The organism is Actinoplanes sp. L3-i22, from assembly GCF_019704555.1.
In the GTDB taxonomy this organism is placed as follows: domain Bacteria; phylum Actinomycetota; class Actinomycetes; order Mycobacteriales; family Micromonosporaceae; genus Actinoplanes.
This window is the reverse complement of record NZ_AP024745.1, coordinates 4859220-4885208: the sequence shown is the minus strand read 5'-3', so window position 1 is coordinate 4885208 and position 25989 is coordinate 4859220. Positions and strand designations below refer to the sequence as shown.

22 protein-coding genes are annotated in these 25989 nt (G+C 70.4%); 10 read left to right on the top strand and 12 right to left on the bottom strand.

Annotated elements, in window-relative coordinates:
* The first annotated feature begins 8 nt into the window (after nucleotides 1-8).
* A complete protein-coding gene (locus L3i22_RS21690; RefSeq protein WP_221328778.1) occupies nucleotides 9-1577 on the top strand; it encodes a diguanylate cyclase in 1569 nt (522 codons plus the stop codon).
* Between the two features lie 141 nt (nucleotides 1578-1718).
* Here L3i22_RS21690 and L3i22_RS21685 read toward each other — a convergent pair whose 3' ends face one another.
* The gene (locus L3i22_RS21685; protein ID WP_221328777.1) at nucleotides 1719-2363 is read right to left on the bottom strand and encodes a hypothetical protein; all 645 of its coding nucleotides are present in this window, start codon (nucleotides 2361-2363) and stop codon (nucleotides 1719-1721) included.
* A 108-nt stretch (nucleotides 2364-2471) separates the two neighbouring features.
* On the opposite strand from L3i22_RS21685, the gene L3i22_RS21680 reads away from it, so the two are divergent.
* The gene (locus L3i22_RS21680; RefSeq protein WP_221328776.1) at nucleotides 2472-3101 is read left to right on the top strand and encodes a lamin tail domain-containing protein; all 630 of its coding nucleotides are present in this window, start codon (nucleotides 2472-2474) and stop codon (nucleotides 3099-3101) included.
* A gap of 94 nt (nucleotides 3102-3195) precedes the next feature.
* Here L3i22_RS21680 and L3i22_RS21675 read toward each other — a convergent pair whose 3' ends face one another.
* The 6 genes from L3i22_RS21675 to L3i22_RS21650 form a co-directional block, all read right to left on the bottom strand.
* Nucleotides 3196-4932 carry an RICIN domain-containing protein gene (locus L3i22_RS21675; protein ID WP_221328775.1) on the bottom strand — a complete coding sequence of 579 codons (1737 nt, stop codon included), beginning with the start codon at nucleotides 4930-4932 and terminating at the stop codon, nucleotides 3196-3198.
* The gene (locus L3i22_RS21670; protein ID WP_221328774.1) at nucleotides 4920-7016 is read right to left on the bottom strand and encodes a beta-galactosidase; all 2097 of its coding nucleotides are present in this window, start codon (nucleotides 7014-7016) and stop codon (nucleotides 4920-4922) included. The genes L3i22_RS21675 and L3i22_RS21670 overlap by 13 nt, the downstream gene beginning before the upstream one ends.
* A gap of 16 nt (nucleotides 7017-7032) precedes the next feature.
* On the bottom strand, nucleotides 7033-7887 hold the full coding sequence (locus L3i22_RS21665) for a carbohydrate ABC transporter permease (protein WP_255658476.1): 855 nt from the start codon (nucleotides 7885-7887) through the stop codon (nucleotides 7033-7035).
* Nucleotides 7884-8759, bottom strand: a complete 876-nt coding sequence (locus tag L3i22_RS21660; protein ID WP_255658475.1) for a carbohydrate ABC transporter permease — start codon at nucleotides 8757-8759, stop codon at nucleotides 7884-7886. The genes L3i22_RS21665 and L3i22_RS21660 overlap by 4 nt, the downstream gene beginning before the upstream one ends.
* A gap of 14 nt (nucleotides 8760-8773) precedes the next feature.
* On the bottom strand, nucleotides 8774-10147 hold the full coding sequence (locus tag L3i22_RS21655) for an extracellular solute-binding protein (RefSeq protein WP_221328773.1): 1374 nt from the start codon (nucleotides 10145-10147) through the stop codon (nucleotides 8774-8776).
* Between the two features lie 144 nt (nucleotides 10148-10291).
* On the bottom strand, nucleotides 10292-11353 hold the full coding sequence (locus L3i22_RS21650; RefSeq protein ID WP_221328772.1) for a LacI family DNA-binding transcriptional regulator: 1062 nt from the start codon (nucleotides 11351-11353) through the stop codon (nucleotides 10292-10294).
* A 172-nt stretch (nucleotides 11354-11525) separates the two neighbouring features.
* Between L3i22_RS21650 and L3i22_RS21645 the strand changes: the two genes are divergently transcribed.
* From L3i22_RS21645 to L3i22_RS21625, 5 genes are all read left to right on the top strand, one after another.
* On the top strand, nucleotides 11526-12203 hold the full coding sequence (locus L3i22_RS21645; RefSeq protein WP_221328771.1) for a response regulator transcription factor: 678 nt from the start codon (nucleotides 11526-11528) through the stop codon (nucleotides 12201-12203).
* Nucleotides 12200-13600: a HAMP domain-containing sensor histidine kinase gene (locus L3i22_RS21640; protein WP_221328770.1), complete on the top strand. Its 1401-nt coding sequence runs from the start codon at nucleotides 12200-12202 to the stop codon at nucleotides 13598-13600. The genes L3i22_RS21645 and L3i22_RS21640 overlap by 4 nt, the downstream gene beginning before the upstream one ends.
* A 341-nt stretch (nucleotides 13601-13941) precedes the next feature.
* The gene (locus L3i22_RS21635) at nucleotides 13942-15267 is read left to right on the top strand and encodes a hypothetical protein (protein ID WP_221328769.1); all 1326 of its coding nucleotides are present in this window, start codon (nucleotides 13942-13944) and stop codon (nucleotides 15265-15267) included.
* Nucleotides 15268-15278: 11 nt separating this feature from the next.
* Nucleotides 15279-16610, top strand: a complete 1332-nt coding sequence (locus L3i22_RS21630; RefSeq protein ID WP_221328768.1) for a hypothetical protein — start codon at nucleotides 15279-15281, stop codon at nucleotides 16608-16610.
* Nucleotides 16611-16866: 256 nt separating this feature from the next.
* Nucleotides 16867-17070, top strand: a complete 204-nt coding sequence (locus L3i22_RS21625; RefSeq protein WP_221328767.1) for a cold-shock protein — start codon at nucleotides 16867-16869, stop codon at nucleotides 17068-17070.
* A 119-nt stretch (nucleotides 17071-17189) separates the two neighbouring features.
* On the opposite strand, the gene L3i22_RS21620 is transcribed toward L3i22_RS21625, so the two are convergent.
* Nucleotides 17190-18041: an oxidoreductase gene (locus L3i22_RS21620; protein WP_221328766.1), complete on the bottom strand. Its 852-nt coding sequence runs from the start codon at nucleotides 18039-18041 to the stop codon at nucleotides 17190-17192.
* A 153-nt stretch (nucleotides 18042-18194) separates the two neighbouring features.
* Between L3i22_RS21620 and L3i22_RS21615 the strand changes: the two genes are divergently transcribed.
* Nucleotides 18195-20345 carry a transglycosylase domain-containing protein gene (locus L3i22_RS21615; RefSeq protein WP_255658474.1) on the top strand — a complete coding sequence of 717 codons (2151 nt, stop codon included), beginning with the start codon at nucleotides 18195-18197 and terminating at the stop codon, nucleotides 20343-20345.
* A gap of 260 nt (nucleotides 20346-20605) precedes the next feature.
* On the top strand, nucleotides 20606-22003 hold the full coding sequence (locus L3i22_RS21610; RefSeq protein WP_221328765.1) for a glutamate decarboxylase: 1398 nt from the start codon (nucleotides 20606-20608) through the stop codon (nucleotides 22001-22003).
* Between the two features lie 218 nt (nucleotides 22004-22221).
* Here L3i22_RS21610 and L3i22_RS21605 read toward each other — a convergent pair whose 3' ends face one another.
* Complete coding sequence (locus L3i22_RS21605) at nucleotides 22222-22956, bottom strand: ABC transporter ATP-binding protein (protein ID WP_221328764.1); 735 nt, start codon at nucleotides 22954-22956, stop codon at nucleotides 22222-22224.
* Nucleotides 22957-23022: 66 nt separating this feature from the next.
* Entirely contained in the window at nucleotides 23023-23733 is a 711-nt protein-coding gene (locus L3i22_RS21600) for an SDR family oxidoreductase (RefSeq protein WP_221328763.1), read from the bottom strand.
* A gap of 58 nt (nucleotides 23734-23791) precedes the next feature.
* Here L3i22_RS21600 and L3i22_RS21595 point away from each other — a divergent pair, with 58 nt between their 5' ends.
* Nucleotides 23792-24154 carry a MerR family transcriptional regulator gene (locus tag L3i22_RS21595; RefSeq protein ID WP_221328762.1) on the top strand — a complete coding sequence of 121 codons (363 nt, stop codon included), beginning with the start codon at nucleotides 23792-23794 and terminating at the stop codon, nucleotides 24152-24154.
* An 87-nt stretch (nucleotides 24155-24241) separates the two neighbouring features.
* Here L3i22_RS21595 and L3i22_RS21590 read toward each other — a convergent pair whose 3' ends face one another.
* Together L3i22_RS21590 and L3i22_RS21585 are read right to left on the bottom strand one after the other, a co-directional pair.
* Nucleotides 24242-24448 (bottom strand): DUF397 domain-containing protein, encoded by a 207-nt coding sequence (locus L3i22_RS21590; protein WP_221328761.1) that lies wholly within the window; start codon nucleotides 24446-24448, stop codon nucleotides 24242-24244.
* 34 nt (nucleotides 24449-24482) lie between these two features.
* The gene (locus tag L3i22_RS21585) at nucleotides 24483-25346 is read right to left on the bottom strand and encodes a helix-turn-helix transcriptional regulator (protein WP_221328760.1); all 864 of its coding nucleotides are present in this window, start codon (nucleotides 25344-25346) and stop codon (nucleotides 24483-24485) included.
* Nucleotides 25347-25989: the final 643 nt, after the last annotated feature.

Sequence of the window (25989 nt, the reverse complement as noted above, 5' to 3'; positions counted from 1 at the left end):
GGACTGACATGACGACGCTCGGGCAGGTGACGGAGCCGCAGGCGGCCACGGCCGACCTCGAGGCGCAGCTGCTGGCGCTGGAGCTCACCACCTCCTCCGACCTGCCCGACGAGCGCGCCCGGGCGACCGCGGCGCAGCATCTCGCCCTGCGACTGGGCCGGCGTGACCTGTACCTGCGGGCCCGGCTCGCCCTCGGTGACGTCCTGGGCCGGGAGGGCGACACCGTCGAGCTGGGCCGCATCGCCCACAGCGTGTACGCCGAAGCGGTCGAGGTCGGCGACGCCTACCTGCTGGCCCGCAGTCACCGGCAGTTGTCGATCTTCTTCTACTCGGTGAGCGACCTGGCCAACGCCATGGCGCACGTCGTGCAGTGCATGTCGTTCACATCCGACGACGTGCTGCCGGCCATCCGCGCCCGGCACATCATGTCGCTGGCCGTGGTGCTCGACGAGACCGGCGCGACCGAGGAGGCCACCCGCCGATTCCGGGAGGCACTGGCCATCACCACCGCGCTGGGCGACGGCCAGTTGACCCTGAGCGTGCTCAACAACATGACCTACACCGCGTTCGAGCAGGGCGACCGGCAACTCGCCGAGCAGCTGGCCGACCAGATGCGCGAGATCGCCCGCGACCAGGGCATCCCGATCCCGGCCAGCAACCGCGACACCATGGCCCGGGTCTGGATGATGTCCGGCCGGTTCGCCGAGGCGGAGAACGAGCTGGCGCCGCTGTGGGACGAGGCGTCGGCGCACCTGCTCAACGTCGGGCACGCCATCGTCGAGGCGCTGGTCACGGCCGCCGAGGCGCAGCGGGAGCAGCACGCCTACGACCGCGCCCAGCAAACCCTCGACCGGGCGGTGCGGCTGTGCGCCGAGCGGGACCTGCCCGGCTTCCGGGCCAGGACCCGAGAGGCACAGGCGCTGCTGTACGCCGCGGCCGGCCGCTGGCAGGAGGCGTTCGAGGAGTTCCGGCGCTTCCACACCGAGAGCCAGGCGCTGCAGTCGGCCCAGCGCGAGGCGCGCGCCCAGAGCCTGCACGCCGTCTACGAGGCCGACGAGGCGCGCCGGGCCAGCGAGACGTTCCGTGAGCTGGCCTACCGCGACGCGCTCACCGCCCTGCACAACCGCCGCTACGTCGACGAGTTGCTGCCCACCCTGCTCTCCGGCACCGGGCACCCGACGCTGTCCGCCGCGCTGATCGACATCGACCACTTCAAGTCGGTCAACGACACCCTGTCGCACCAGGTCGGCGACCTGGTGCTGAAGGAACTGGCCACGATCCTGCTCCGGTCGGCGCCGGCCACGGCGACCGTGGCCCGCCTGGGCGGCGAGGAGTTCGTCCTGCTGCTGCCGGGTTGCGACGCGGGCGCCGGGCGGCGCGCGGCGGAGGCGGTGCGCCGGGCCGTGGCCGAGTACGACTGGATCCCGGTCACCGGCGGCCGCGCGATCACCGCCAGCCTCGGCGTCACCACGGTCGCCTGCGACGGCACCGTCTCCCCGTCGGCGATCCTGGCAGCCGCCGACCACCACCTGTACGAAGCCAAACGCACCGGCCGCAACCGCGTCTGCGCCGACTGAGCTGCGCGACCGGACCGGCGGGCGGTGCAGGCCGAGTGGATCACCCACGACGGCCGCCTCTCGCTCGGCGCGCTCATCGACACCACGGTGAACGCCGTCGTTCCCGTCTGAACGCCGCGGCCCGATAGGCGAGTTGGTCGCCTACCGCCCGTCTGTCCATTTGTCATCTTCAAAGAGCTCGACGCCGCGATCTTCATCGTGAATGGTGACCAGCAGGGCGACATTGTTTTCTCGAAGTTGTTCGACGATCTTGAGCAGGGGTGCGACCACTCGATGCCGGGCCGCGATCACCGGTCTCGGCCGCAGGTCGCGGATCCCATCGACCAGCCGATGTGCAAGCTCGTTCGACTCGTCCACGAGCGACGCCTGAAGCTCGGTGGCCGAATCGGCGGCCAGTCCCGCATAGGAGCCGACATAGCGGAGTTTGCCATACATGCTTTTCATCGCATCGTGAGCAGAAAAAGTCGACATGTCACGGCTTCGATACTGATTGAGGAGCCCCGAAGCCATGGTGTTGAGGTCCGCGAGAGCCTCCGAGAAGCAGATGATCGCCTCGCGGCCCCTGCGCTGCTCGTTCTCTTTGTCAGCCTTGGTCAGCTGAACCAACGAACGGGACTCCACGTCTGCTTGCATCGCCGCGGACCTCGCCTGCCGCTTCGCCATCACGGCTTGGTAGGCGGCAACGGCTGCCGCGGCAGCAGCCACAGCGACGCTGCCCAGCGCGATCAGCGAGCTCGTGTCCATGTAGGCATCGTGGCGCAGGACCGCAACGTGAACAGGAATCACGCGACTCCTCGAGGTGGCGAAGAACCGGGCGCACGCTGACCGGACGGCCAGTCCAAGAGCACACGTTCGTCGCAGTGCCAGCCGGCCCCGGGCTGCAACGATGGCCGGATGTCCTCAGCCGCACCCGCGCCCCGCCGACGGTGGCGCTGGATCGCCGTCGCCGCAGGCGCTCTCACCGTGACCGCAGCCGGGATCACCGTCGCCTCGGCCGCAACCACCACCACCGCAGCCGCAGCCGCAGTCCCGAACGTCCGGTTCTCCAAGGTCTACTACAACTCGCCCGGCAGCGACACCCGCTCGAACGCCAGCCTCAACGCCGAATACGTGCAGGTCACCAACCGCGGCAGGACCGCCGTCTCGGTCACCGGCTGGACCGTCAAGGACGCCGCCGGGCACACCTACAAACTGTCCGGAACCCTCGCCGCCGGCAAGACCGTCGTCATCCACACCGGCAAAGGCACCAACGGGAAGCCCGCCAAGCACGTCTACTGGGGATCCGGGAACTACATCTGGAACAACACCGGCGACACCGCCACCCTGCGCACCAAGACCGGGACGGTCGTCCACACCTGCAAGTGGGGATCCACGGGCTCGGTAACCCTGTGCCCGTCGCCGACACCGCCTCCGGCCCTACCAACCACAGCCAGGCCGCCGACCACCAGCGCCACCACCCAGCCGACCACCACGGCGCCTGCCGAGACCACCGAGACACCACGGGCCGAGGAAGCCGTCGGCTGAGCTGTCGCCTTTCGGAGTGGCGAGCTGTGTGTGCCTGCCGGGTGCGGCGGAACCTTCAACAGGCTCCGCCGCACCCGAAATTCAGCTGACGGCTCTATCCCGCCACCGGGACCAAGGACCACTGCTGTTCCGGCAGGTTCTGGTCGGGCCACTGGACGACCTGGGCGCCGTCGGCGGTCGAGCCGCCGGAAACGGTCAGCAGTTTGCCGCTGTGGCGGGCGCGGATCTCGTAGTAAGCACCGACCGGCTCCAGCGTGTACGACTGATCAAGCCCCCCGTTCTGCACCCACTGCACCGCCTGCGCACCGTCGGCCGTGCTGGTCTGCCAGATCGACACGGCCTCGCCGCTGCCCCGGTTGAGCAGGCTGCGGTACCCGCCGCCGATGTCGGTGACGTGCCACTGCTGGTTGAGGCCCCCGTTGTCGGCCCACTGGACCAGGTTCGTGCCGTCGGCCAGGCTCGCCCCGTACGCATCAAGCGTCTTTCCGGTTTTTCGGTTTGTCAGTTTGTAGTAGCTGCCAGTAGACCGTCCGAAGTCCAGGTCGGCGTGCCGGATGGTGTCGAAGCCGGTGACGATCAGGACCCGGCCGGTGCGCGGCACGTAGGTCAGGTTGCGGCTGTACCCGGCCTCCATCGTGGTCCGCTGCCGGGTCCAGGCGCCGGTGCTGCTGCCGCTCGGGTTGACCCAGACGTCGCCGCTGCCCGCGGCGTTGTAGATCAGCCGGCCGTCCGGGAGCCGGATGACGACCGGGCTGCCGCCGGGGGTGAGCACCGGCGAGCCGGCGGTGACCGGCAGGCCGCCGATGTTCGCGCCGCCGGCCGCGAAGAACGTCAGCGGGCTCGACGAGATCTTGTACTGCACGGTGTCGCCGCCGCCGAAGTACTCGTAGGTCAGCAGCCACTTGCCGTCGCTGGTCGCCACCACGTTGGCCATCCCGGGCCGCCCGCCGCCGACGGTCCCGCTCAGCCCGGCGACGTCGAGCACGGGCGCGCTCCACGCGCTGCCGGTGACCCCGTTCCAGGTGCGGTGGGCCAGGATCTGCCCGTGCGAGTCGGCCCCGGTCGCGTTGTCGGCGCGCAGGGTCAGCGCCCCGGTCGAGGTGCTGTAGCCGGCGTAGTCGTTCTCGTCGGAGTAGTAGGCGACCAGCTGACCGCCGTAGACCATCAGGTACGGCTCCCACACCGGGTCGACCTGCTGATACGTGTTGGCGGCGGCGATCCGCTGACCGATCGCGCCCGCGCTGCCGCCCTGCCAGCCCCCGGTCGTGACGATGTTGAGGAACGTCCAGGATGCCCCCTGGCTGGTGCTGGCGTAGAGCGCGATCGCCAGGTCACGCCGGTCGCCGTCGTTGGTCGGCGTCCAGTTCGGATCGGCCGCCTTGTGCTCGGTGTAGTAGTAGTCCTCGCCGCTGACCACCGTGGCCAGCAGCAACGTTTCGGCGGCCAGGTTGCCAACGGCCTGCGGCAGCACGTAGAAGTACGGATTCGTCCAGTTGCTCGTGTAGGTCGCCGACGGCGGCGGCGCCACGTCGGAGAGCCACTGCCAGCTCGCGCCGTCGTCGTCGCTGCGGTAGACCGGGATGACCTGCCCGGCCGCGCCGCCGGTCGGGCCGACGGTGGCCTTCTCGAACGCGGCGACCAGACGGCCGCTGGGCAGCGCGGCCGCCTTCGGGTAAACGACGCAGTTGCCGTAGCCCTTGGTGCACTGGGCATTGGCCGGCAGCTGGTAAAGCGTCTGCGGGACGGGCGTGGCGGCCTCGGCGGCGACCGGCCCGGCCAGGGCGAGCAGCGCGACGGCGAGTCCCGCGGCGGCTCTTCTCACGATCGACATTCAGCTTCCTTTCCAGCGGAGAGGACCCGGACATCCCAGGCGGTGAGGTCGAGACTCTGACCGGCCGGGATCGGTTTGCCGGTCAGCACGTCGTGGCAGTCGACCGGCACGGTGACGGTGGCCGGGTCGAACGACCAGTTGTGCACGAAGTGCAGCCGGCTTCCGTCGGCCGCCGTGGCTGCGGTGCGGGTGAGGCTTTCGGCCGAGAAAACCCATGCGGAGGTACGGCGATCGGCCGCCCACCGCAGCAGCGCCTCGGCGAGCTCCGGGTCGGGCACGGTGCCGACCTGGGTGATGCGTCCCGACCCGGCCTCGCGCGTGGTGACCGCCGGCCACCGCCCGAAGTGCGGGTGTTCATAGGACGCGACCACGCTCGCCCCGTCGGCGACGAGTCCGTCGATCCATCGGGTGGCCGACGCCGTACCGGAAATCGGCAGTTGATCTGAATTGATCTTGATCGGGGCGTGGATCGTGCTGAACTCGTCGTACCAGACGCCGGCGGCCTCGGCGAGCCGCGCCGGCATCCGATCGGTGCGGGCGCGCGCCTCCTCGTCGGCGTATCCGGTGCGCGGTCCCAGGATCAGATGCCCGCCGGCCTCGGCGTAGTCGCGCAGCCAATCCAGGGTCCCGTCGTCGGTCAGATAGAGACCAGAAGCGATCAAAATCGGAAATTGACGTACGGCGTCAGCCACCGCCGGGCGCCGCGCGGCGTGCACCACCCGCACCTGCAGCCCGGCGTCGAACGCGCCCCGGTAGAACGGCTCGATCAGCCCCGGATAGGCCCGCTCGTCCGGGGTCCCGTCCGGATGCGACAGCGCCGGATACTTCTGCATGATCCACCGGGCCGGCACCGAGTACAGCAGCGCCACGTCGGCGTCCGGGGTGAGCCCGGCAACCAGCGCCCCGGCCTGCTGGAACTCCTGTCCGAGCCGGGCGATCTCGGCGTAGGTGCGGCCCGGCTCGCCGCTGTGCGGCAGGATCCCGCCCCAGTACGTCTCGGTGCCGAAGTGCAGCGTGTGCCAGTGCCAGTAGCCGATCATCCGGGCGCCCCGGGCCACCAGCGCCCACGCGGCCTGGCGCCACTGCCCGTCGTAGGCGGGCCGGCTGTCCCAGGAGAACCCGATGTGCGACGCGTTCGTCTCGGTGATCAGGAACGGTCCCTGCCGGGAGGAGTACATCCGGTCGGCGCTCAGGTACAGCGCCCACACGCCGTCGGTGGTCCAGCTCTGCGCCGGGGTGCGCCGGTCCGGGCGGGCCAGGCCGTCCTGCATCACGTAGTAGGCGTTGCCCGCGGTGATGTCCAGCGCCCGGCTGGTCCGCTCGTCGTCGACGGCCGGCCGGTCGTAGGCCAGGCAGGTGGTGACGAACTGCTCCGGGCGCGCGTACTCGCGCACGATCGCGGCCTGCCAGGCGATGAACTGCTCGGTCTGCCGGCCCTGGAACACCCGCCAGGCCAGCTCGTACTGCGGCTGGGCGTTGCCGTCGGGTTTCCACAGGTCGGCCCAGGTGGACAGCCGGTGTGACCAGTAGACCAGGCCCCACTGCCGGTTGAGGTTCGCCACCGTGCCGTACTCGTGGCGCAGATGATCGGTGAACCGCTGGAAGACCCCGTGATTGTGCAGCAACTCCAGGCCGGGCTCGTTGTCGACCTGGAAACCGATCACCGCCGGGTGGCTGGCGTAGCGGGCCACGACGGCGCGGATGACGCGTTCGGCGTGGAATCGGAACGCCGGGTGGGTGAAGTCGATCTCCTGGCGGGCGCCCCACGGGATCCGCTCGCCGGTGCCGCGCTCGCCGGCGATCTCCGGGTAGAGCCGGGCCAGCCAGGGCGGCGCCGCATAGGTGGGGGTGCCGAGGATGACCGCGATCCCCCGCCGGTGCGCGCCGTCCAGGACCGGTTGCAGCCAGTCCAGGTCGAAGCGGCCGTCCTCCGGTTCCCAGGTGGACCAGACCGACTCGCCGACCCGGATGACGGTGAACCCGGCCTCGGCCATCAGGTCCAGGTCGCGCTCCAGGCGGTCGACCGGCTGGTACTCGTGGTAGTACGCCGCCCCGAACAGGACATGGTTCGGCAGTTCAGGCATGTGTGATGACTCCCAGTCACTCTTTGACGGCGCCGGCGGACAGGCCGGACTGCCAGTACCGCTGCAACATCAGGAAGGCGGCGATCAGCGGCAGGACCGACAGCAGCGAGCCGGTCACCACCGAGGCGAGCAGGTCGGCGTTGCCGCCGTTGCCGCCGACCGCCTGCGCCGACCAGGAACTGAGCCCGACGGTGATCGGGTAGTACCGCGGGTCGTTGAGCATGATCAGTGGCAGGAAGTAGTTGTTCCACGTGGCGACCAGGGTGAACAGCAGCACCGTGACGAAGCCCGGGATCAGGCTGCGCAGCGTCACCTTGAAGAAGATGGCCAGCTCCCCCGCCCCGTCGATGCGGGCCGCCTCCAGCACGCTGTCGGAGATCGCGTCGCGGGCGTAGACCCACATCAGGAACAACCCGAACGGGCTGACCAGCGACGGCAGGATGACCGCCCACGGCGTATTGACCAGGGAGACCTTGCTGAACAGCAGGTAGGTCGGGATGGCCAGGGCGGTGGTCGGGACCATGATGGTGCCCAGGATCAGGCCGAGCAGCGGGCCGCGGCCGCGGAACGTGTAGCGGGCGAAGCCGTAGCCGGCGAAGGTGGCCAGCGACGCCGCTCCGAGCGCGCTGACCGCGGCGTACACCAGGGTGTTGAGCATCCAGCGGCCGTACTCGCCGTGGTTGTGGGTGAAGGTGGCCCGCACGTTGGCGACCAGCGAGAAGTCGTGGCCGAACCACAGCCCGAACGTGGCGAACAGGTCACCGGTGGTCTTGGTGGATGCGATCACCAGCCAGAACAGCGGGAACAGGAAGTAGACCAGCAGGGCGGTCATCCCCAGGGTCAGCAGGTTGCTGCGACGGGCGGCGATCATCGGCGCGGCCTCCGGTTGGCCAGCAGCAGCGCCGCGTACGACACGAGCAGGATCACGAAGCCGAGCAGGAACGAGACCGCGGCCGCGTAGTTCACCTGCTGCGAGGTGAAGGCCAGGCTGTAGGCGTACAGGTTCGGCGTGTACGACGAGTTGATCACCGTGGGGGCCAGGCGCTGGATCAGGTTCGGCTCGGCGAACAGCTGGAAGCTGCCGATCACCGAGAAGACCAGGCAGAGCAGCAGTGCGGGCCGCAACGCTGGGATCTTGAGGTGCCAGGCGGTGCGCCACGGCCCGGCGCCGTCGACCGCGGCGGCCTCGTAGCGTTCGGCCGGCACGGTCCGCAGCGCCGAATACAGAATGATCATGTTGTAGCCGGCGAACTCCCAGGTCACGACGTTTCCCAGGGAGGTGAGCAGCCAGCCGTCGCCGAGCAGGTGCGGGGCGGTGAAGCCGAGCCGCTCACCGAGCTGGGTGAGCGGCCCGAAATCCGGTCCGTACAGGTAGCCCCACATCAGGGCGGCGACCACGCTGGGCACCGCGTACGGCACGAACACCCCCAGCCGGAACACCCCGGCCAGGCGCAGCAGGCCACTGTCGACGGCCAGCGCCACGGCGAGCGCGACCAGCAGCATGACCGGGACCTGGACCAGGAAGAACAGGCCGACGCGCAGCACGCCGCGCAGCAGTTGCGCGTCGCCCAGCGCGTGCACGTAGTTGTCCAGCCCGACGAACACGGTCCCGCCGACCAGCTGGTCCTTGAACAGGCTCAGATAGCCGGCGTACCCCAGCGGCAGCAGGAACAGCAGCACGAAGCAGGCGAGAAAGGGTGCGATGAACAGATAGGCACGATTGGCCATGGCAGTGGCTCTCACTCAAGGAAGGTGGCTCAGCCGGCGCTGACGGAAAAACCCTGATCCTTTGCGTACGCGGTCAGCCGCGCCTGCCACTGATCGGTGGCGGCGGCCGCGTCCCCGCGGTCCGCGAGCGCCTTGCCGGTCGTCTCGGTCCAGTCCTTCACCGACTGGTCCAGGAACGGCGGCCACTGCCAGCCCACGTCGACGGTGTCGCTGATCCCGGCGAACAGCTCGTTGACCTGCTGGCCGCCGAAGAACGCGGACTTCTGCCCGGTGAACGCGGGGTCGGCCAGCAGTGCCTTGGCCGCCGGGAAGAAGTTCTGCACGGTGCTGAACATCGCCGTACTGTCCGGGTCGGTGTTGAGGAACTCGGCGAACTTCGCCGCCGCGATCGGGTTCTTCGTGCCGGTGATCACCGCCGAGGTGGAGCCACCCCAGTTGCCGGCGACCGGCTTGGCCGCGTCCCACTGCGGCAGCGGGGCGGCCCGCCACTTGCCGGCCGTCGACTTGGCCGCGCCGCTGAGGAAGACCGGCCCCCAGGCGGCGGTCAGCCAGGTGGCGTACTTGCCGCTGTTGAAGCCCTGGTACCAGTTGTCGGTGAAGTCCGGGTCGGTGGAGACCACGCCCTCGCTGGCCAGCCCGCCCCAGTAGCCGGCGACCTTTTTCGAGGCGGCGTCGTTGACGCCCAGCCCGACGGTGGTGCCGGCCACGGTGTACGCCTTGGACCCGGCCTGCCACATCAGGCCGTGCCAGCCGGCGGCCTCGTTGGCCGACATGTTGGTCAGGTACGCCTTCGGGTCGGCGGCGTGCAGCTTGCGGGCGGCGGCCGCGAACTCGTCCCAGGTCTTGGGGACCGCGATGCCGTACTTCTCGAACAGGTCGGCCCGATAGAGCATCCCCATCGGCCCGGTGTCCTGCGGATACGCCAGGATCTCGCCGTTCGGGCCGGTGACCTGGCCCCAGGTCCAGTCGACGAATTTGGACCGGTTGGCGTCCGCGCCGTACGGGCGCAGGTCGACCAGGCTCTTGGTGATCGAGAACGTCGGGATGTACTGGTACTCGATCTGGGCGACGTCGGGCGCGCCGGTCCCGGCCTTCAACGCGGTCCGCAGTTTCGTGTACGCGTCCAGGCCCTGCCCGGCGTTGACCACCTCGACCTTGATGGCCGGGTACTTCTTCTGGAACAGCGCCACCTCCTGGTCGATGTTCGGCACCCAGGTCCAGAACGTCAGGGTGGTCGGCGTGGTCATCGCCTTGTCGACGTCGGCCTGGCTGACGGCGGTGGCCGGGGTGGCCGCCGCGTCCGGCGACGAGCCGCCGCAGGCGGCCAGGGTGAGCGCGGCGACGGCCGCCGCGGTGAGGTTCAGCAACGTCCGGCGGTTAGGATGCGGATTGGAAGTCGGCATGGGAGATAGCTCCTCCGTGCTTGTCGACGCGCGCTGCACGCGCACGTCGCGACGACTCCCGGCCGAGCTGGCAGGCTGTGTGCCGGGAGAAGGATGGCTTCTGGGTCGGCCGCATCCGTCACAGGGATGTGGCCGACGTTTACGTCAGGCCCGGGTGTTCTCCTCCTCCGCGGTTGAGGGACGGGCGGTCGAGTTGCGGATCACCAGCCGGTGCTCGTGCTCCGGCGGCGGCGCCGGCGGGCTGTCCGGGCTGTTCAGGAAGTCGATCAGGTAGGTCAGCCCGACCCGGGCGAGCTCGGCGTTGTCGGAGCTGACCGTGGTCAGCGGCGGCCAGACGTGCGCGGCGAGCGGGATGTCGTCGAAGCCCACGACGCTGACGTCACCGGGCACCGACCGGCCCGCCTCGTGCAGCGCGTGGATCGCCCCGATCGCCATCTCGTCGTTGGCCGCGAAGATCGCGGTCACGCCCGGGTCGCGGGCCAGCCGGGCGCCGATCTCGTAGCCGCGGCTCGCGGTCCAGTCCCCCTCGATCGCCTCGGGCACGTCGCGCCCGGCCGCGGTCAGCGTGTCCTGCCAGTGCTGGCGGCGCTCGCGGGCGGCCCACCAGCGGTGCGGCCCGGCGATGTGGTGCACGGTGCGGTGCCCGAGCCCGAGCAGGTGCCCGGTCGCGGCGGCCGCGGCGGCGCCGCCCTCGGCCGCGTGCACCGACAGCACGATCGGCGCGTGCACCACCGGCGCCGCACCCAGCGCCAGCACCGGCACGTCGACGCTGAGCGGATCACCGCCGTCGTCGACCGGCTCGGACAGGATCACCGCGTCGACGCCCTGGGCGAGCAGGTTGTCGACGGCCTCGGCCAGGCCGGACGGATCCTCCTCGAACGAGTTGGCGATGCTCAGCGCGTAGTTGCTGCCCCGCGCCTCCCGCTCCAGCGCCACCAGCAGCGACGACGGCCCGAAGTGCGAGGTCCCGAGGGAGACCACCCCGAGCCGGTGGTGACGCCCGGTCAGCAGCGCCCGGGCCGCGCCGTTGGGCCGGTAACCGAGGCGCTGCGCGGCGGCCAGCACCCGGTCCCGGGTCTCCGCGGACACGTTCGGCTCGTCGTTGAAGACCCGCGAGACGGTCTTCTGCGACACCCCGGCCAGCCGCGCCACGTCGGTCCCACCGGGCCGCCGATCCCGCCCACTCCTGCCCACTGCCGTGTCCATCCGACCCCTCCCCCGACTACGTAGTCATGCACAATGTCTACGTAGTCACCACCCCGAAGTCAAGACTTTCTTGCCAGCTCGTTACCACCGCATGACGGCCGCCACCCACCAAGATCAAACCCCGGCGACGGTACGGCGTGGGGGCGGGCCGGCGGCGGGGCACTATTACCGGATGCCGACGCGTGTTCTGGTCGCCGATGACGACCGTGCCATCCGGGAGTCGCTGGCCCGCGCCCTGGAGCTGGAGGGCTACACCGTGCTGACCGCGGCCGACGGCGCCGAGACCCTGGCCCGCGCCCGCAAGCAGGCCCCGGACGCGCTGGTCGTCGACGTGATGATGCCCGGCGTCGACGGTCTGGCGGTCTGCCGGCAGTTGCGCGCCGCCGGTGACCGGACGCCGGTGCTGATGCTCACCGCCCGGGTGGAGACCGCCGACCGGGTGGCCGGGCTGGACGCCGGCGCCGACGACTACCTGCCCAAGCCGTTCGAGCCGGACGAGCTGTTCGCCCGGCTGCGCGCGCTGCTGCGCCGGGCGCAGCCGGCCGGCGCCACCGTGCTGTGCGTGGCCGGGCTGCGGATCGACCCGGTCGCCCGGCGGGCCTACTGGGACGACGCCGAGCTGTCGTTGTCGAAGACCGAGTTCGACCTGCTGGAGCTGCTGGCCCGGCACGAGGACGTGGTGCTCGACCAGTCGACCGTCTACCAGCGGATCTGGGGCTACGACTTCGGCGCCGACTCGAAGAACCTGCAGGTGTACATCGGCTACCTGCGGCGCAAGCTCACCGCGGCGGGCGCGCCCGCGCTGATCCACACGGTCCGCGGGGCCGGCTACGCGTTGCGGCGGCCATGAGTCTGCGCTCGCGGTTCGCGCTCATCTTCGGCGTCATCATCATCGTGGCGGCGGCGATCATCGGCGCGCTCAGCTACCGCGCCGCCTCGCAGCGGCTCAGCCAGGAGATCGACCGGTCGCTGAGCACGGTCACCGTCGCTCTGGCCGGTTTCGAGGGCGACCCGGCCACGGTCATCGACCGGCCGACCCAGTTGGCCGGTCCCGATCCCGGGTTGTGCCGGCCGCAGCCGGACTGCGCGCGCGACGTGCACGTGGTGGCCCAGCGACTCGCCCCGGACGGGACGGTCACCGCGCTGGTCGGCCTGCCCTTGGCGCTGCCGGCGTCCGGGGCGGCGCGGTCGCTGGCCGCCTCCGGCACGCCCGGGCAGGTGCTCACCAGCGCGGTCGTGGTGGACGGCTCGACCTACCGGCAGCGGATCACCGTGCTGCCCGGCGGGCGCGGGGTGCTGCAGGTGGCCGTGCCGGTCGACTACACCCGGCAGGTGCTCGACGGCATGGCGCTGCAGTTCACGCTGATCTGCGCGGCGGTGCTGCTGGTCGCGGCGGGCGCCGGCTGGCTGGTGGCCCGGCGCCTGACCCGGCGTCTGGTCCGGCTGACCGCGATCGCCGAGCAGGTCAGCGCCGGCGGGCAGGTCGACCGGTCGGTTCCGGTGGACGGCCGCGACGAGGTCGCCCGGCTGGCGGTGTCGTTCAACACCATGCTCGGCCGGCTCGCCACCGCCCGGGAGGCCCAGGAACGGCTGGTCCAGGACGCCGCGCACGAGCTGCGCACCCCGCTGACCAGCCTGCGGACCAACGCCGCCGTGCTGCGCCGGATCGGCGAGCTGTCCCCGGCCAGCCGGGACCGGCTGATCGACGACGTGCAGGGCGAGACCCGCGAGCTCAGCCGGCTGATCGACGAGCTGATCGAGTTCGCCCTGGACACCCATCGCGACGAGCCCGAGCAGCCGCTGGACCTGGCCGCGCTGGCGGAGCGGGCCGCCGAGCGGGCCCGGCGGCGCACCGGCCGGCAGGTGCGGGTCGATGCCGACGACTCCCGGGTGCTGGGCCGCGAGCCGGGCCTGCTGCGCGCGGTGGGCAACCTGCTGGAGAACGCGGCCAAGTTCGACCCGGACGGGTCGGCCCCGATCGAGGTGTCGGTGCGCGGCGGCGAGGTCACCGTCGCCGACCGCGGCCCCGGCATCGCCGCCGCGGACCTCGACCGGGTCTTCGACCGCTTCTACCGCGCCGACACCGCCCGCGGCCTGCGCGGATCCGGGCTGGGCCTGGCCATCGTCCGCGACGTCGCCGCGGCGCACGGCGGCATCGTTTTCGCCCGGCCCCGCCCCGGCGGCGGGACCGAGGCCGGCTTCACCGTCGCCCCGGCCCGCCTGCTGCCCGAGCCGGACCACTGCTGACCACCGGGTTGCCATTTCGCGAGACCGATTGTCGCGAACCGAAATCGTCGACCAGAAATCCTGGAAGCCATTCGCATCTAAAGGCCGGGAACAGGCCGATCACCGGAATTCCGGCCCGCCCGGATCCAGGTAAGAGGCGGGTAAGAATTCGGCAGCGCTCCCCCGCGACAGCACACACCGTGTCGGTCAGCGACGGCATAAGCCCCTGATCCGGGCATCGAACGCACGCCGGGTAACGGCCTGAACGACGCACGCTTAGCTTGCGCATCGCGTCGTTGACCACCCGTAATGCGGCTGAAATTTTGATGGCGATCGATCGGAAACGATTCCTGGAGGTTGCGTTGGTAACCGAGAATCAGCCGTCCATCAGTCGCCGGACCGTGCTCGGCGCCACCGTCGCCGCCATCGGCTCACCCGCGCTCGCCGCACCGGAGGCGGGCACCCTCGAGGTGGGCGCGGGAAAGGCGGCCATCGCCGTTCCCGGCTCGCTGCTGCCGCTCGACGGCTTCACCACCGTCCACGACGACCTCTACGTCCGCGTGCTGCTGCTGGCCGGCAGCGGCACCACCGTGGCCCTGGCCATCCTCGACCTCACCTCGATCAGCGCCGAGGCGATCACCGCCATGCGTACCGTGATCGGCGAGGCGACCGGCGTCCCGGCGGCGAACATCATGGTCACCGTCACCCACACGTTCTCCGCCCCGCACGTGCAAGCCACTACCCAGTCGGCCCAGGCCGCGGCCTGGGTGGCAAGCATCGTCGCGGCCACCCGGAGCGCGGCCGGCGCGGCGGCGGCCACCCGGGCGCCGGCCAAGGTCGGCTACGGCTCCGGCACCTGCGACGTCAACGTCAACCGCAACGTGGCGACGGCCGCCGGCTACTGGCTGGGCACCGGCGAGTCGCTGCCGTCGAGCAAGACCGTGACCGTCGCCCGCTTCGACGACCTGGCCGGCCGGCCGATCGCCGTGCTGGCCAACTACGACGTGCAGTCCTGCGTGATGATGGAGTCGGTGACGGCCGGCGGCGACCTGCCGATCACCGCCGATCTGGCCGGCGCCGCGGTGGCCCACGTCGAGGCGCAGTACGGGCCGGACACCGTCGGATTCTTCCTGGTCGGCGCGTGCGGCGACCAGTTCCCGGCGTACCGCGCCAAGCGCTACACCATCGACAAGGACCGCAACTGGTCCCAGGTCGACGCCGGGGACGCCGGCTGGACCCTGCTCACCGTGCAGGGCGAGCGGCTCGGCACCGAGATCGTCCGGGTCGCGCAGACCATCACCACCGGCGGCCGGGCCGCACTGGGCTACACCAGGTCGGCGGTCACCGTGGCGACCATCGCGCAGGGCCACCCGACCGGGCCGGTCACGTCCTACGACTTCACGCCCACCGGTACGGCCTCGGCACCCCTGTGGGTCTTCCGGCTCGGTGCCGCCGTCTTCGTCGGCGCCTCGCCGGAACTGTCCACCGGCACCGCCCTGGACATCCGCGAACACTCCGGATTCCGGCACACGTTCGTCGCCTCGATGTTCGAGGGCGGCGCGAAGAACATGGCCGACCGCTGGAATTACGCCCACGTCACCTATGAGGCGGTCGACTCCGGCTATGCCCCCGGCTCGGCCGAACGCCTGGCCGCGCGGGCCGAAACCGTCACCAAGCAGCTGCGCTGAGAGGAACCGGCATGACCATCAGCAGACGAGCGTTCCTGGCCGCGGGCACCGGCGGCGCCCTGGCGGTGCTCGGCCCCGCCGCCGCCGCCGCCCCGGCCGCGGCGGCCGAGGCCACGCATCTGCGCCGCGTGACCGCGTACACCCAGGTCTACGGCGACGGGCAGAAGCTGACCCACCTGGTGCTCACCTACGACGCGGAGATCGCCGGGCGGCCGCTGACCACCGCCACGTTCCAGGTCCCCGGCCGGACCGTCACCGGCGTCTGGACCGCCGACCGGCCCGGCATCGACCCGGGGCAGCGCCGCGGCAGCGGCCGGTACGTCGTACTGGAGCTGTCGCTCGACGACACCGCCGCCAAGCTCTGGGTGTCGCTGCCCGGCACCGGCGGCACCGGCGGCCCGCCGACCGTGGGCGACACCACCCCCAGCCACCAGGTGCTGCCCGCCTCGGCCACGGTCGTGCAGGCCGCGACGGTGCACACCACGCACGGCGCCGCGTACCCGGCGAGCGCCACAGCGGTGCCGAACACCGCCACCGAGAACCTGATCGTCGACGACTTCCGGCAGCTCACCTTCACCGACGAGGTGACCGGGCTGAGCCTGCCGTACAACCTGTTCGTGCCGCGCGGCTACGACCCGCGGCGCTCGTACCCGCTGGTGCTGTTCATGCACGACGCGAGTGTGGTCGCCGGCGGGCACCTGTCCCCGCTGGCGCAGGGCACCGGCGCGACCGTCTGGGCGAGCCCGGCGGATCAGGCCCGGCACGAGTGTTTCGTGCTGGCGCCGGCGTACCCGGCGATCGTGGTCGACGACACCTACCTGCCGTCGGCGTACTTCGAGACGACCGTCAACCTGGTCAACCGGCTCACCGAGCAGTACCGCATCGACCGGCGGCGGCTGCACGCGACCGGCCAGTCGATGGGCGCGATGCTGTCGCTGGGCATGAACATCCGGCACCCCGACCTGTTCGCGTCGTCGTACATCGTGGCCGGGCAGTGGCCCGCCGAGCAGGCCGATCCGCTCGCCGCCGCGAAGATGTGGGTGTGCGTCTCGCAGGGCGACACCAAGGCGTACCCGGGCATCAGCGCCATCGTGGCGCGGATCGCACCGCTGGGCGCCGAGGTCGCCACCGCGACCTGGAACGGCGCGGGCACCGACGCCGAGTTCCGCGCCGCCGTGGCCGCGCTGCGGGCCGAGCACGCCGGGTTCAACTTCGCCTCGTTCACCCCGGGCACGGTGCCGGGCGCGACCATCGGCAACGGCGGCAGCGAGCACACCGGCACCTGGCGGGTCGCCTACGACATCCCCGGCATCCGCGACTGGATCCTGCGGCAGAGCCGCTGACCGCGACGCGAGCCGGCCGGTCCCGGCCGGCTCGCCCGCGGCGTTGTGGTCGACGCCGCACCCGGTCCGGCACTCGGTGTGCTACGGTAACCGTGTTGCAGTTTTGATTTCCGTAGACGTTTTACAGCGCCTGATGGGGTATCCAAAACCCGTCGAGGCGCTTTTTTCGTTTGGCGTGTCGTTTCGACGCGGGTGATCAACGCGGCGGCGCCGGGGGTCGCGCTGTGCGGCCTCTGCGGCCTGCGAAGGAGCAGACATGGTTACAGGTACCGTGAAGTGGTTCAACGCCGACAAGGGTTTCGGCTTCATCACGCCGGACGACGGCAGCGCCGACGTCTTCGCCCACTTCTCCGCGATCGCGTCGAGCGGCTTCCGTAGCCTCGACGAGAACCAGAAGGTGGAGTTCGACGTCACCCAGGGCCAGAAGGGCCTGCAGGCGGAGAACATCCGCCCGCTCTGATCGACGTGTTCTGAACGGCGGCTCGACTGTTTCAGTCGGGCCGCCGTTCGGCGTTCCACCCGATTGCCGGTCCCCCGGCGCCCCGGTCTCTCGCGCCCGATCCGGCGCGCGATACCAGGTCATGACCGTTTCGCCGCGCGCGCCGAAGCGTTGACCATCGTCGAGAAGAATCCGACCAGCAGCCGGTCGTAGGCACGATCGGGCAGCAGCCAGCGCGCGACCAGGGCGGCTCTCGCGCCACGCCCGACCGCGTAGCGGGTGCGCGGCCGCCGGACCGTGGCCGCCCGGACGATCGCGCGGGCGACGACCGCCGGCGACGAGATCCCCCTGGGCTCCGAGGCCAACGCCGCCGCATAACGACGGGCGTAGCCGGCATAGGCGCCGGTGCCGGAGACCCGCAGCAGCCGTTCCCCGGCGACCTTGGCGAACTCGGTGTCGATGGCCCCGGGCTCGATCATCACCACGTCGATGCCCAGCGGTGCGACCTCGACCCGCAGACAGTCGCTGAGACCCTCCAGCGCGCACTTCGTCGCGTGGTACCACCCGCCCAGCGGCTGATACATCCGCGCGCCGACCGAGGAGACATTGATGATCCGCCCGGCCCCCTGCGCCCGCAGGTGCGGCAGGACCAGCTGACACAACCGCGCCGCGCCGAAGACGTTGACCTCGAACTGCCGCCTGGCCTCGGCCTGCGGCACGTCCTCCAGCGCCCCGAACGAGCCGTACCCGGCGTTGTTGACCAGCACGTCGATGCGCTGCGACTCGGTGACCACCCGATCGACCAGCGCCACCAGGCCGGCCTCCTCGGTGACGTCGGCCCGGACCGTGGTGACGCCGAGCGCCGCGAGCGGGGCCATCCGGTCCAGCCGGCGGCCGGCCGCGTAGACCCGGAAACCCCGCTCGTGCAGTAGCCGACTGGTCGCAGCACCGATGCCCGAGGATGCACCGGTCACGATCGCGACTCCACCCATGTGCCCATCCTGCGTGCACCGGACGGGCCTTTCCTACCGCCCGTCAGCTACCGGACCCGGGCCGCCGGCCCCACGTCCACATCGGGTACTCCCCGGTCCCGGGAGCAGTGATCGAACGATTGCCGGGACAAGGATGCGCCGTACGCTGGATCGGTGCATGCCGGGATGCGCAGCAGTGGCCGCGGCTTCGCCGGCCGGGCGGGCGCCCTGATCCTTTGCGGTGGCCTGGTCGGCCTGTTGCTCGCCGCGGTGTTGTTTCCGCTGGCAGCGATGTCACCTCGGCTCGCCTCCCCGGTGGACGAGGCCGGCAAGGGCCTGCCCGGCTATGTCCTGACCTTCAGAGCGCCGCAGGCGAGCCGGATCTATGCCGCCGACGGCACGACTCCAGTGGCGGTCTTCTACAACCAGTTCCGCACCGATGTCCCACTCGCCGACATTTCGCAGAATATGCGGAACGCCATCGTCGCCGCTGAGGACCGGAACTTCTATCACCATCACGGCGTCGACCTCCGGGGTGTGATCCGCGCTTTCGTGGACAACGGCAAGGGCGGGCAACGGCAGGGCGCGTCCACGTTGACGATGCAGTACGTCCGCATGGTCCGAGTTGCCGCGGCGCCGACACCGCAGCAGGTTCTCGACGCCGGCCAGGACACCCTCGGTCGCAAGGTCAGCGAGATGGCGTACGCGGAGCAGCTGGAGAAACAGCTCACCAAGAGCGAGATCCTGGACCGGTACCTGAACCTCGCCCCGTTCGGCAACAACGCCTACGGCATCGACGCGGCCAGCCGCATCTACTTCCGGACGAGCCCGAAGCGCCTCACCATCGGTGCGGCCGCCCTGCTCGCCGCGATGGTGAAGGCCCCCAGCGGCCTCGACCCGACCACCGCGGCCGGCTACCCGCAGGCCGTGCAACGACGCCGGTACGTCGTCGACGCGATGGCGCGGACCGGCATGATCACCCCGGCGCAGGCCAGCGCGGCGCTCGCCGAGCCGATCCCGCGCCACGTCGCCGGCGTCGGGAACGGCTGTCTGAGCGTGCCGTCGAACCAGTGGGGCTTCTTCTGCGACTACTTCCGCCGGTGGTGGGACAGCCAGCCGGCCTTCGGCGCGACCGCCTTCCAACGCGAGCAGCAACTGCTCAACGGCGGCTACCGGATCACCACCACCATGGACGTGGACGCCACCGCGTCGGCGTACCGCAGAATCCGCGAGCAGGTCTCCGACCACGACCGGGAGGCGTTGATGCTGGCCGCGGTCCAGCCCGGCACCGGACGGGTGCTGGCACTCGCGGCAAACCGGCGATTCGCGGTCGACGACCCGGCCCACCCGGTCAACCGGCTGTCGTCCGACCCGGCCAAGCGTGCCCACGGGCAGCGCGGCACCTATCCCGACACCGTCAACCCGATCATCACCGGTGGTGGCGGCGTCGCCGGCTACCAGGCCGGCTCGACGTTCAAACTGTTCACCATGGTCGCCGCGCTCGAGGCCGGGTTGCCGCTGACGACCACGATCGTCGCCGGCACCCGGGCCCGCACGCACTACCCGATCGATCCGGGCGATCCGGCCGCGTGTGCGGGCACCCACTTCTACTGCCCCGGCAACGCCGGCGAGAGCGAGGCCGGGGTCTACGACATGTGGTCCGGTTTCGGCCACTCGGTCAACACCTACTTCGTCCCGCTCGAGGAGCGGGTGGGCGCGGCGAACGTCGTGGCCGCCGCCCGGCGATTCGGCATCCGGTTCCGGGCGCCCGGCGACGCCGCGATCGCGGACAACCCGCGGGCCGCCGCCCAGTGGGGGGCGTTCACCCTCGGGGTCTCCGCGTCCACGCCGCTGGATCTGGCCGGTGCCTACGCGACCCTGGCCGCCGACGGCCGATACTGCGCTCCGACGCCCGTCTCCAGAATCGAAACGGCCGACGGCGGCATCCTGCCCGTCGGCGAGCCGGCCTGCCGGCAGGCCACCACGCCCGACGTGGCACGCGCCGCGCTGGACGCCGCCCGCTGCCCGGTCGGCGACACCGCCCAACTGGGCAGCTGCGACGGCAGCGGCACCGCGCCCCAGGCCCACGACGCCGTCGGGCATCCGGTGTTCGGCAAGACCGGCACCACCGACAACCAGCGGACCGCCGCGCTGATCCTCGGCACCACCTCGATCGTCGTCGCCGGATACCTGGCCGACCCCGATTGGCCGAACACCACCCGGCAGATGAGCCACACCGTCGTGAACCCGGCGGTGTGGAACACCGTCGCCGACTACATGAGCGGCAGACCGAGCGTCCAGTTCGCGACCCCCGGCAGCGGCTGAACCGAGCGCACCGGGTCGGCCCCGGGACGGCGTACGTCCGCGGTTTTCATCGTTCTCACATCGGCACACCGTAAGTTCGGCATCGGAGGAGGCGTTCACCGTGATCGGGATCAGCACCGCTCTGCCGATGTCCGGCCGGAACGAACGCCCTGGCCATCCGCCTGCCGCCAGGATGGCATCCGCTCCGGCGCACTGCCGCGCGGCGAACTCGGGACCGCGGCGACCGGCGAGATCCCCGGTGGCCCGGAAAGGTGGAGACAATGGCATTGCACTCCGGCAAAAAGCTGGCCAAGCGTCCCGCCGCACGCGACGGCAATCCGCTGGCCACGATCGCCAATCCCGGAGTCGCCCGGCAGGTCGCCGCACCACTGCACGCGCTCGCCGACGAGCCCGTCCCGGCCGACACGGCGTGGCAACTGGTGCACGACGAGCTGATGCTCGACGGCCGGTCCCGGCTGAACCTGGCGACGTTCGTCACGACCTGGATGGAACCACAGGCCGACCTGCTGATGGCCGAGTGCGCCGACAAGAACATGATCGACAAAGATGAGTACCCGCAGACCGCCGAGTTCGAACGGCGCTGCGTGAACATCCTGGCCGACCTCTGGCACGCGCCGGATCCCGACGACGTGATCGGCTGCTCCACCACCGGATCCAGTGAGGCGGCCATGCTCGCCGGGATCGCGTTGAAACGACGCTGGACCGCCCGGCAGCCGAGCGGCTCGACAGCCCGGCCGAACCTGGTCATGGGTGCCAACGTGCAGGTCTGCTGGGAGAAATTCGGCAACTACTGGGAGGTCGAGCCGCGCATGGTGCCGGTCGAGGGCGACCGGTTGCAGCTGGGCGCCGAGCAGGCCGCGGCCTTGTGCGACGAGAACACCATCGGCGTGGTCGCCGTGCTCGGCTCCACCTTCGACGGCAGCTACGAGCCGGTCGCCGAGATCTGCGCCGCGCTGGACCGGTTGCAGGAGCGCACCGGCTGGGATGTTCCGGTCCACGTCGACGGCGCCTCCGGAGCGATGATCGCCCCGTTTCTCGACCCCGAGCTCGACTGGGACTTCCGCCTGGACCGGGTCGCCTCGATCAACACCTCCGGCCACAAGTACGGCCTGGTCTACCCCGGCGTCGGCTGGGTTCTCTGGCGCTCCCGGGCCTGTCTGCCCGAGGAACTGGTCTTCCGGGTCAGCTATCTCGGCGGCGAGATGCCCACCTTCGCCCTGAACTTCTCCCGCCCCGGAGCCGAGGTCATCGCCCAGTACTACACGTTCTTCCGGCTCGGCCGCTCCGGTTTCCGTGCCGTCCAGCAGGCTTCCCGCGACATCGCCATGAACCTGGCCGCGGAGATCGAGGCGACCGGCGCTTTCCGGCTCGTCAGCCGCGGCGACCAGGTCCCCGCGTTCGCGTTCACCACCGCCGACGACGTCACCGCCTTCGACGTCTTCGACGTGTCGCGCCGCCTGCGCGAACGCGGGTGGCTGGTGCCGGCCTACACCTTCCCCGCCGACCGTACCGATCTCAGCGTCCTGCGCATCGTGATCCGGAACGGATTCACCCACGACCTCGCCGACCTGCTCCTCGACGACCTGCGCCGGCTGCTGCCCGAGCTGCACGCCCAACCCGGACCGGCCGGGCACGACGGCAAAGGCTTCCATCACTGACCTGCCCCGGGGCGGTCTGGCCCAACATCAAAACCCGCGCTTGCGTCCAGGCCGAGGGTGGTTGCGGTCCGCGCTTGCGATGGTACGGCGGTGAGCCGGGCGCCCCGCTTCACCCGGTGACGGGCGCGCGCTCACGTCCGTACCGCAAGCCGGTCTTGATTTTGATCTTGATTGCCGGTCATCGGAGTGCGGGCGGCTCGGCGGGGAACAGGGTGTCGTCATGGCCGGGCGGCCGCGGCCGAGTCGGCTACCAGGCGGCCGTCCAGGATGCGGATCTGCCGGGGCAGCCGGGCCGCGATGTCGCGGTCGTGGGTGATCAGCGCGATCGTGGTCCCGGCGCGGTTCAGCTCGGTGAGCATGTCGAGCACCGCCGCGCCGGTGGCCACGTCGAGTGCGCCGGTCGGCTCGTCGGCCAGCACCAGGGCCGGCCGGTTGACCAGGGCGCGGGCGATCGCCACCCGCTGCCGCTCACCGCCGGAGAGCTGCTGCGGACGGTGCCCGGCCCGATGCGCCAGGCCGACCCGCTCCAGCGCGGCCAGCGCCAGGCCCCGGCGGTGCCGGCGGGGCACGCCGGCGTAGAGCAGGCCGGTCGCGACGTTCTCGGTCGCGGTCAGCCCGTCGGTCAGGTGGAACTGCTGGAACACGAAGCCCAGCCATCGGGCCCGCAGCGCGGACACCTGCCGGTCGGACATCGCGGTGACCTCGTGCCCGCCGAGGCGCACCTGCCCCTCGGTCGGCCGGTCCAGCGTGCCCATGATGTTGAGCAGGGTGGACTTGCCCGACCCGGACGGCCCGAGAATGGCGACGAACTCGCCCGCGTCGATCCGCAGCGAGACGTCGCGCAGCGCGGTCACGTCCGGGCCGTAGCGACGGGTGGCGTTCTGGATCTCCAGGACCGCGGTCGCTTCCGACCGGCCACCGCGGGCCGGCGGCTCCACCTTCGTTTTCCGCATGCCGACCAGCCTGATCAACGGATGTCAGGTAGTTGTCAGGGCCGGCCCGTTCACCGCGGCCCGCGGTCAGCCGAAGAGGGCGCCGGGGATGTCGGCGTAGAACAGGGCCGGGTCGCGGGACAGGGACGCCTTCACGTTGGCGGTGGGGGTGTCGGCGATCACCTCGATCTTGCCGGCTTCCAGGCCGTCCAGGGCCTGCGCGACCACAGCGTGCGGCGGCAGCTTCGGGATGTCGTAGCCGGCCATCATGTCGGTGTCGGCGATCGCCAGGGCCAGGGCCACGACCTGGGTCTTCTGGTCGGCCAGCTCGAGCCGGATGCCGTTGGTCAGCGACCACTCCGCGGCCTTCGAGGCGGCGTAGCCGTTGCTGGACGGGGCGAAGGCGTACCAGCTCAGCGCCGAGATCACGTTGAGGATGGCGCCGCCGGCCAGGCGCGGCGCGAAGGCCCGGGTGACGGCCAGGGTGCCCCAGAAGTTGGTGTCGAACTCGCGGCGGATGTTGTCGGTGGACGCGCCGAGCAGCGGGGCGTCGGTGGAGATGCCGGCGTTGTTGATCAGGATGTCGAGCTCGCCGACCTCGGCCGCCGCGGCCTCGATCGACGCCGGATCGGTCAGATCCAGCCGCAGCGGGACGACGCCGGGGATGTCGATCAGCTCGGGCCGGCGGGCGGTGGCGTAGACCGTGGTGGCGCCGCGGGCGAGGAGCGCCTCGGCGAAGGCCTTGCCGAGGCCACGGTTGGCGCCGGTCACGAGTGCTTTTGTACCGTTGATCTGCATACCGCTACGGTAAAACCTCACGCTGACGTCAGAGGCAAGTATTGCGAGGTGGATCACTGTGCGCATCGGGGACCTGGCGACCAGGACGCAGGTGAGTGTGCGGGCCCTGCGGTACTACGAGGAGCAGGGCCTGCTGGCCTCGACCCGGAGCGAGAGCGGGCAGCGGCGCTACCGGGACACGGCGGTCAGCCGCGTGCAGCTGATCCAGCAGTTGTACGGGGCGGGGCTGTCCAGCAAGACGATCGCGGAGCTGCTGCCGTGCGTGGACGCCAAGGTGAGCACGCCCGAGTCCCGGGAACGGCTGGCCGCGGAACGGGACCGGATCAACAACCAGATCGCCGAGCTGATCATCGCCCGCGACCGACTCAACGACATCATCGAGATGACGTCCCGGCCCAACCCACAGTGCGACTACGAGTAGCCGCGCTGAGCCGTCATCATGGTTTCAGCGGGGCCGGCCCATCACGGGCCGGCCCCGCTGATCGGCTTGGGAGCGTTCGTGCTGCCGTCAGGCCGAGAAGTCGAAGTCGCCGATCGTGATGCCCTCGACAAAGGCGCTCCACTCGTCGCGGGAGTACATCTGAACAGCACCGGCCGGGTTCTTCGAGTCCCGGACCGCGATCGAGTCGCCGATAACGGCCACCTCGACGCAGTTTTCGGCGGCGCAGAACGTCGAGGTGTGCCAGTCAACACTGACCGATTGCACCTGCTGCATGTCATTCTCCAAAAAAGTTGTTTCGAGCTCGGCCTCAGATGTCTGCGGCCGCAGTCCGGAGTAGGTCGATGGATTCTTCCGTGGTGAGTGCCTGCGCCCGCATCTTCTCGAACCGGGACACGTGGTAGGCGACGTCGTCACTCGCATCCAAATACCTCGCCTCGTCGCTCAGTTCCAGATAGACGACGCCAGGGATGAGAGTTTCGCCGGGAAGATCGGCGAAGTTGCCGAAGCTGAGGACCGTGAATCCATTGTGCAGCCCCTGGTAAGACCCCGCACTGAAGGGCATGACCCGTAGGTCACAGCACCCGCTGGAAACCCGTTCGATGATGTGCGCCAGCTGCTCCCGCATGATCTGTGGGCCACCGACCATCCGGCGGACCACAGCCTCGTCCACAATCGTCTGCACGTCCGGCGGATCAGGTGACTCGAAGATCGCCTGCCGTCTCATCCGGACCGCGACGAATTCGCTGCGCTTGTCAGGGTCGGTCGTCCACGAACGCAGAACCGCGTCAGCGTAGTCCGGCGTCTGCAGGAGCCCAGGGAAATACGTAAGTTCGTATTCAAGAATCGACTTGGCCGACCCCTCCATTCCGATCAAGATCTGCAACGGGGGGCTGAGGTCCGACCGTTGCCACCACTGTCGTTCCCGGCTGCCCTTGGCGAGCTCTGTCAGCCGGTCCCGGATCTCGTCCGACAGGTCGTAGATCCGGCAAAGGTCCACGATGTCGCGCACCGTCGCCAGGCGTTGCCCTTTTTCGATACGGGTGATCTTCGAGGACGCCTCGAATAGCTGATCAGCGACTTCCTTGACCGACATGCCCGCGGCGAGTCGGTAGTGGCGCAGGAGTGCGCTGAGTTGCCGTCGGCGAACCATCGGCCCGGGATCACCAGGCATGCGCTCACCTCCGTGGGGCGCTGCTGCGTTGCGGCAGCAGCCAGTTGGTCGTTTCAGATGGCACGAACACTGGCAACGCCAACCTGGCATTGCCGGGTTGGCAATTGCCAACTTACACGCCACCATCGAGTTGTCGGGCACATCTCCGATCGTTCGAAAGAGTGAAGTCGCCGCTCGTCTCGAGGAGCGGGGGCGCGTCACCGCCCGGCAATCGCCGCGCTGGGCCGATGCCGTTACATCGGCCCAGCCGAGACACCTACGGCTCGTCGGCCAAGAAAGGCGTCGCTATGTGCCAGGTTAGACGCTGTCACCGCCCCCCGCGAGGTGCCCGATGAAGGTCTGGGCCGACCTCTCCGCATTGGCCAGGCTGGCCGCGCTGTGCGTACTGATCGGCTTCGTCCTGGGCCTGTTCGTCGCCTGCTCCGCCACCCCGGATCCCGCCGCCCTGAACAGCCCGAGTCGGGACGGACGGCATTCGCACCGTCCACCGCCTCTTGCGGCGGCCCCTCAACAACCTGCGCTCGCCGGCACAGCTTCCCGATCTTCCTAGGAACCTGGGTCACTGGGATTGGGCACGCGGCCAGGCGTGTGGTTCGTCGTAGCGCTCATCCGCGGCTGCTCCAGCACGAGAAGCCCGGTCGCC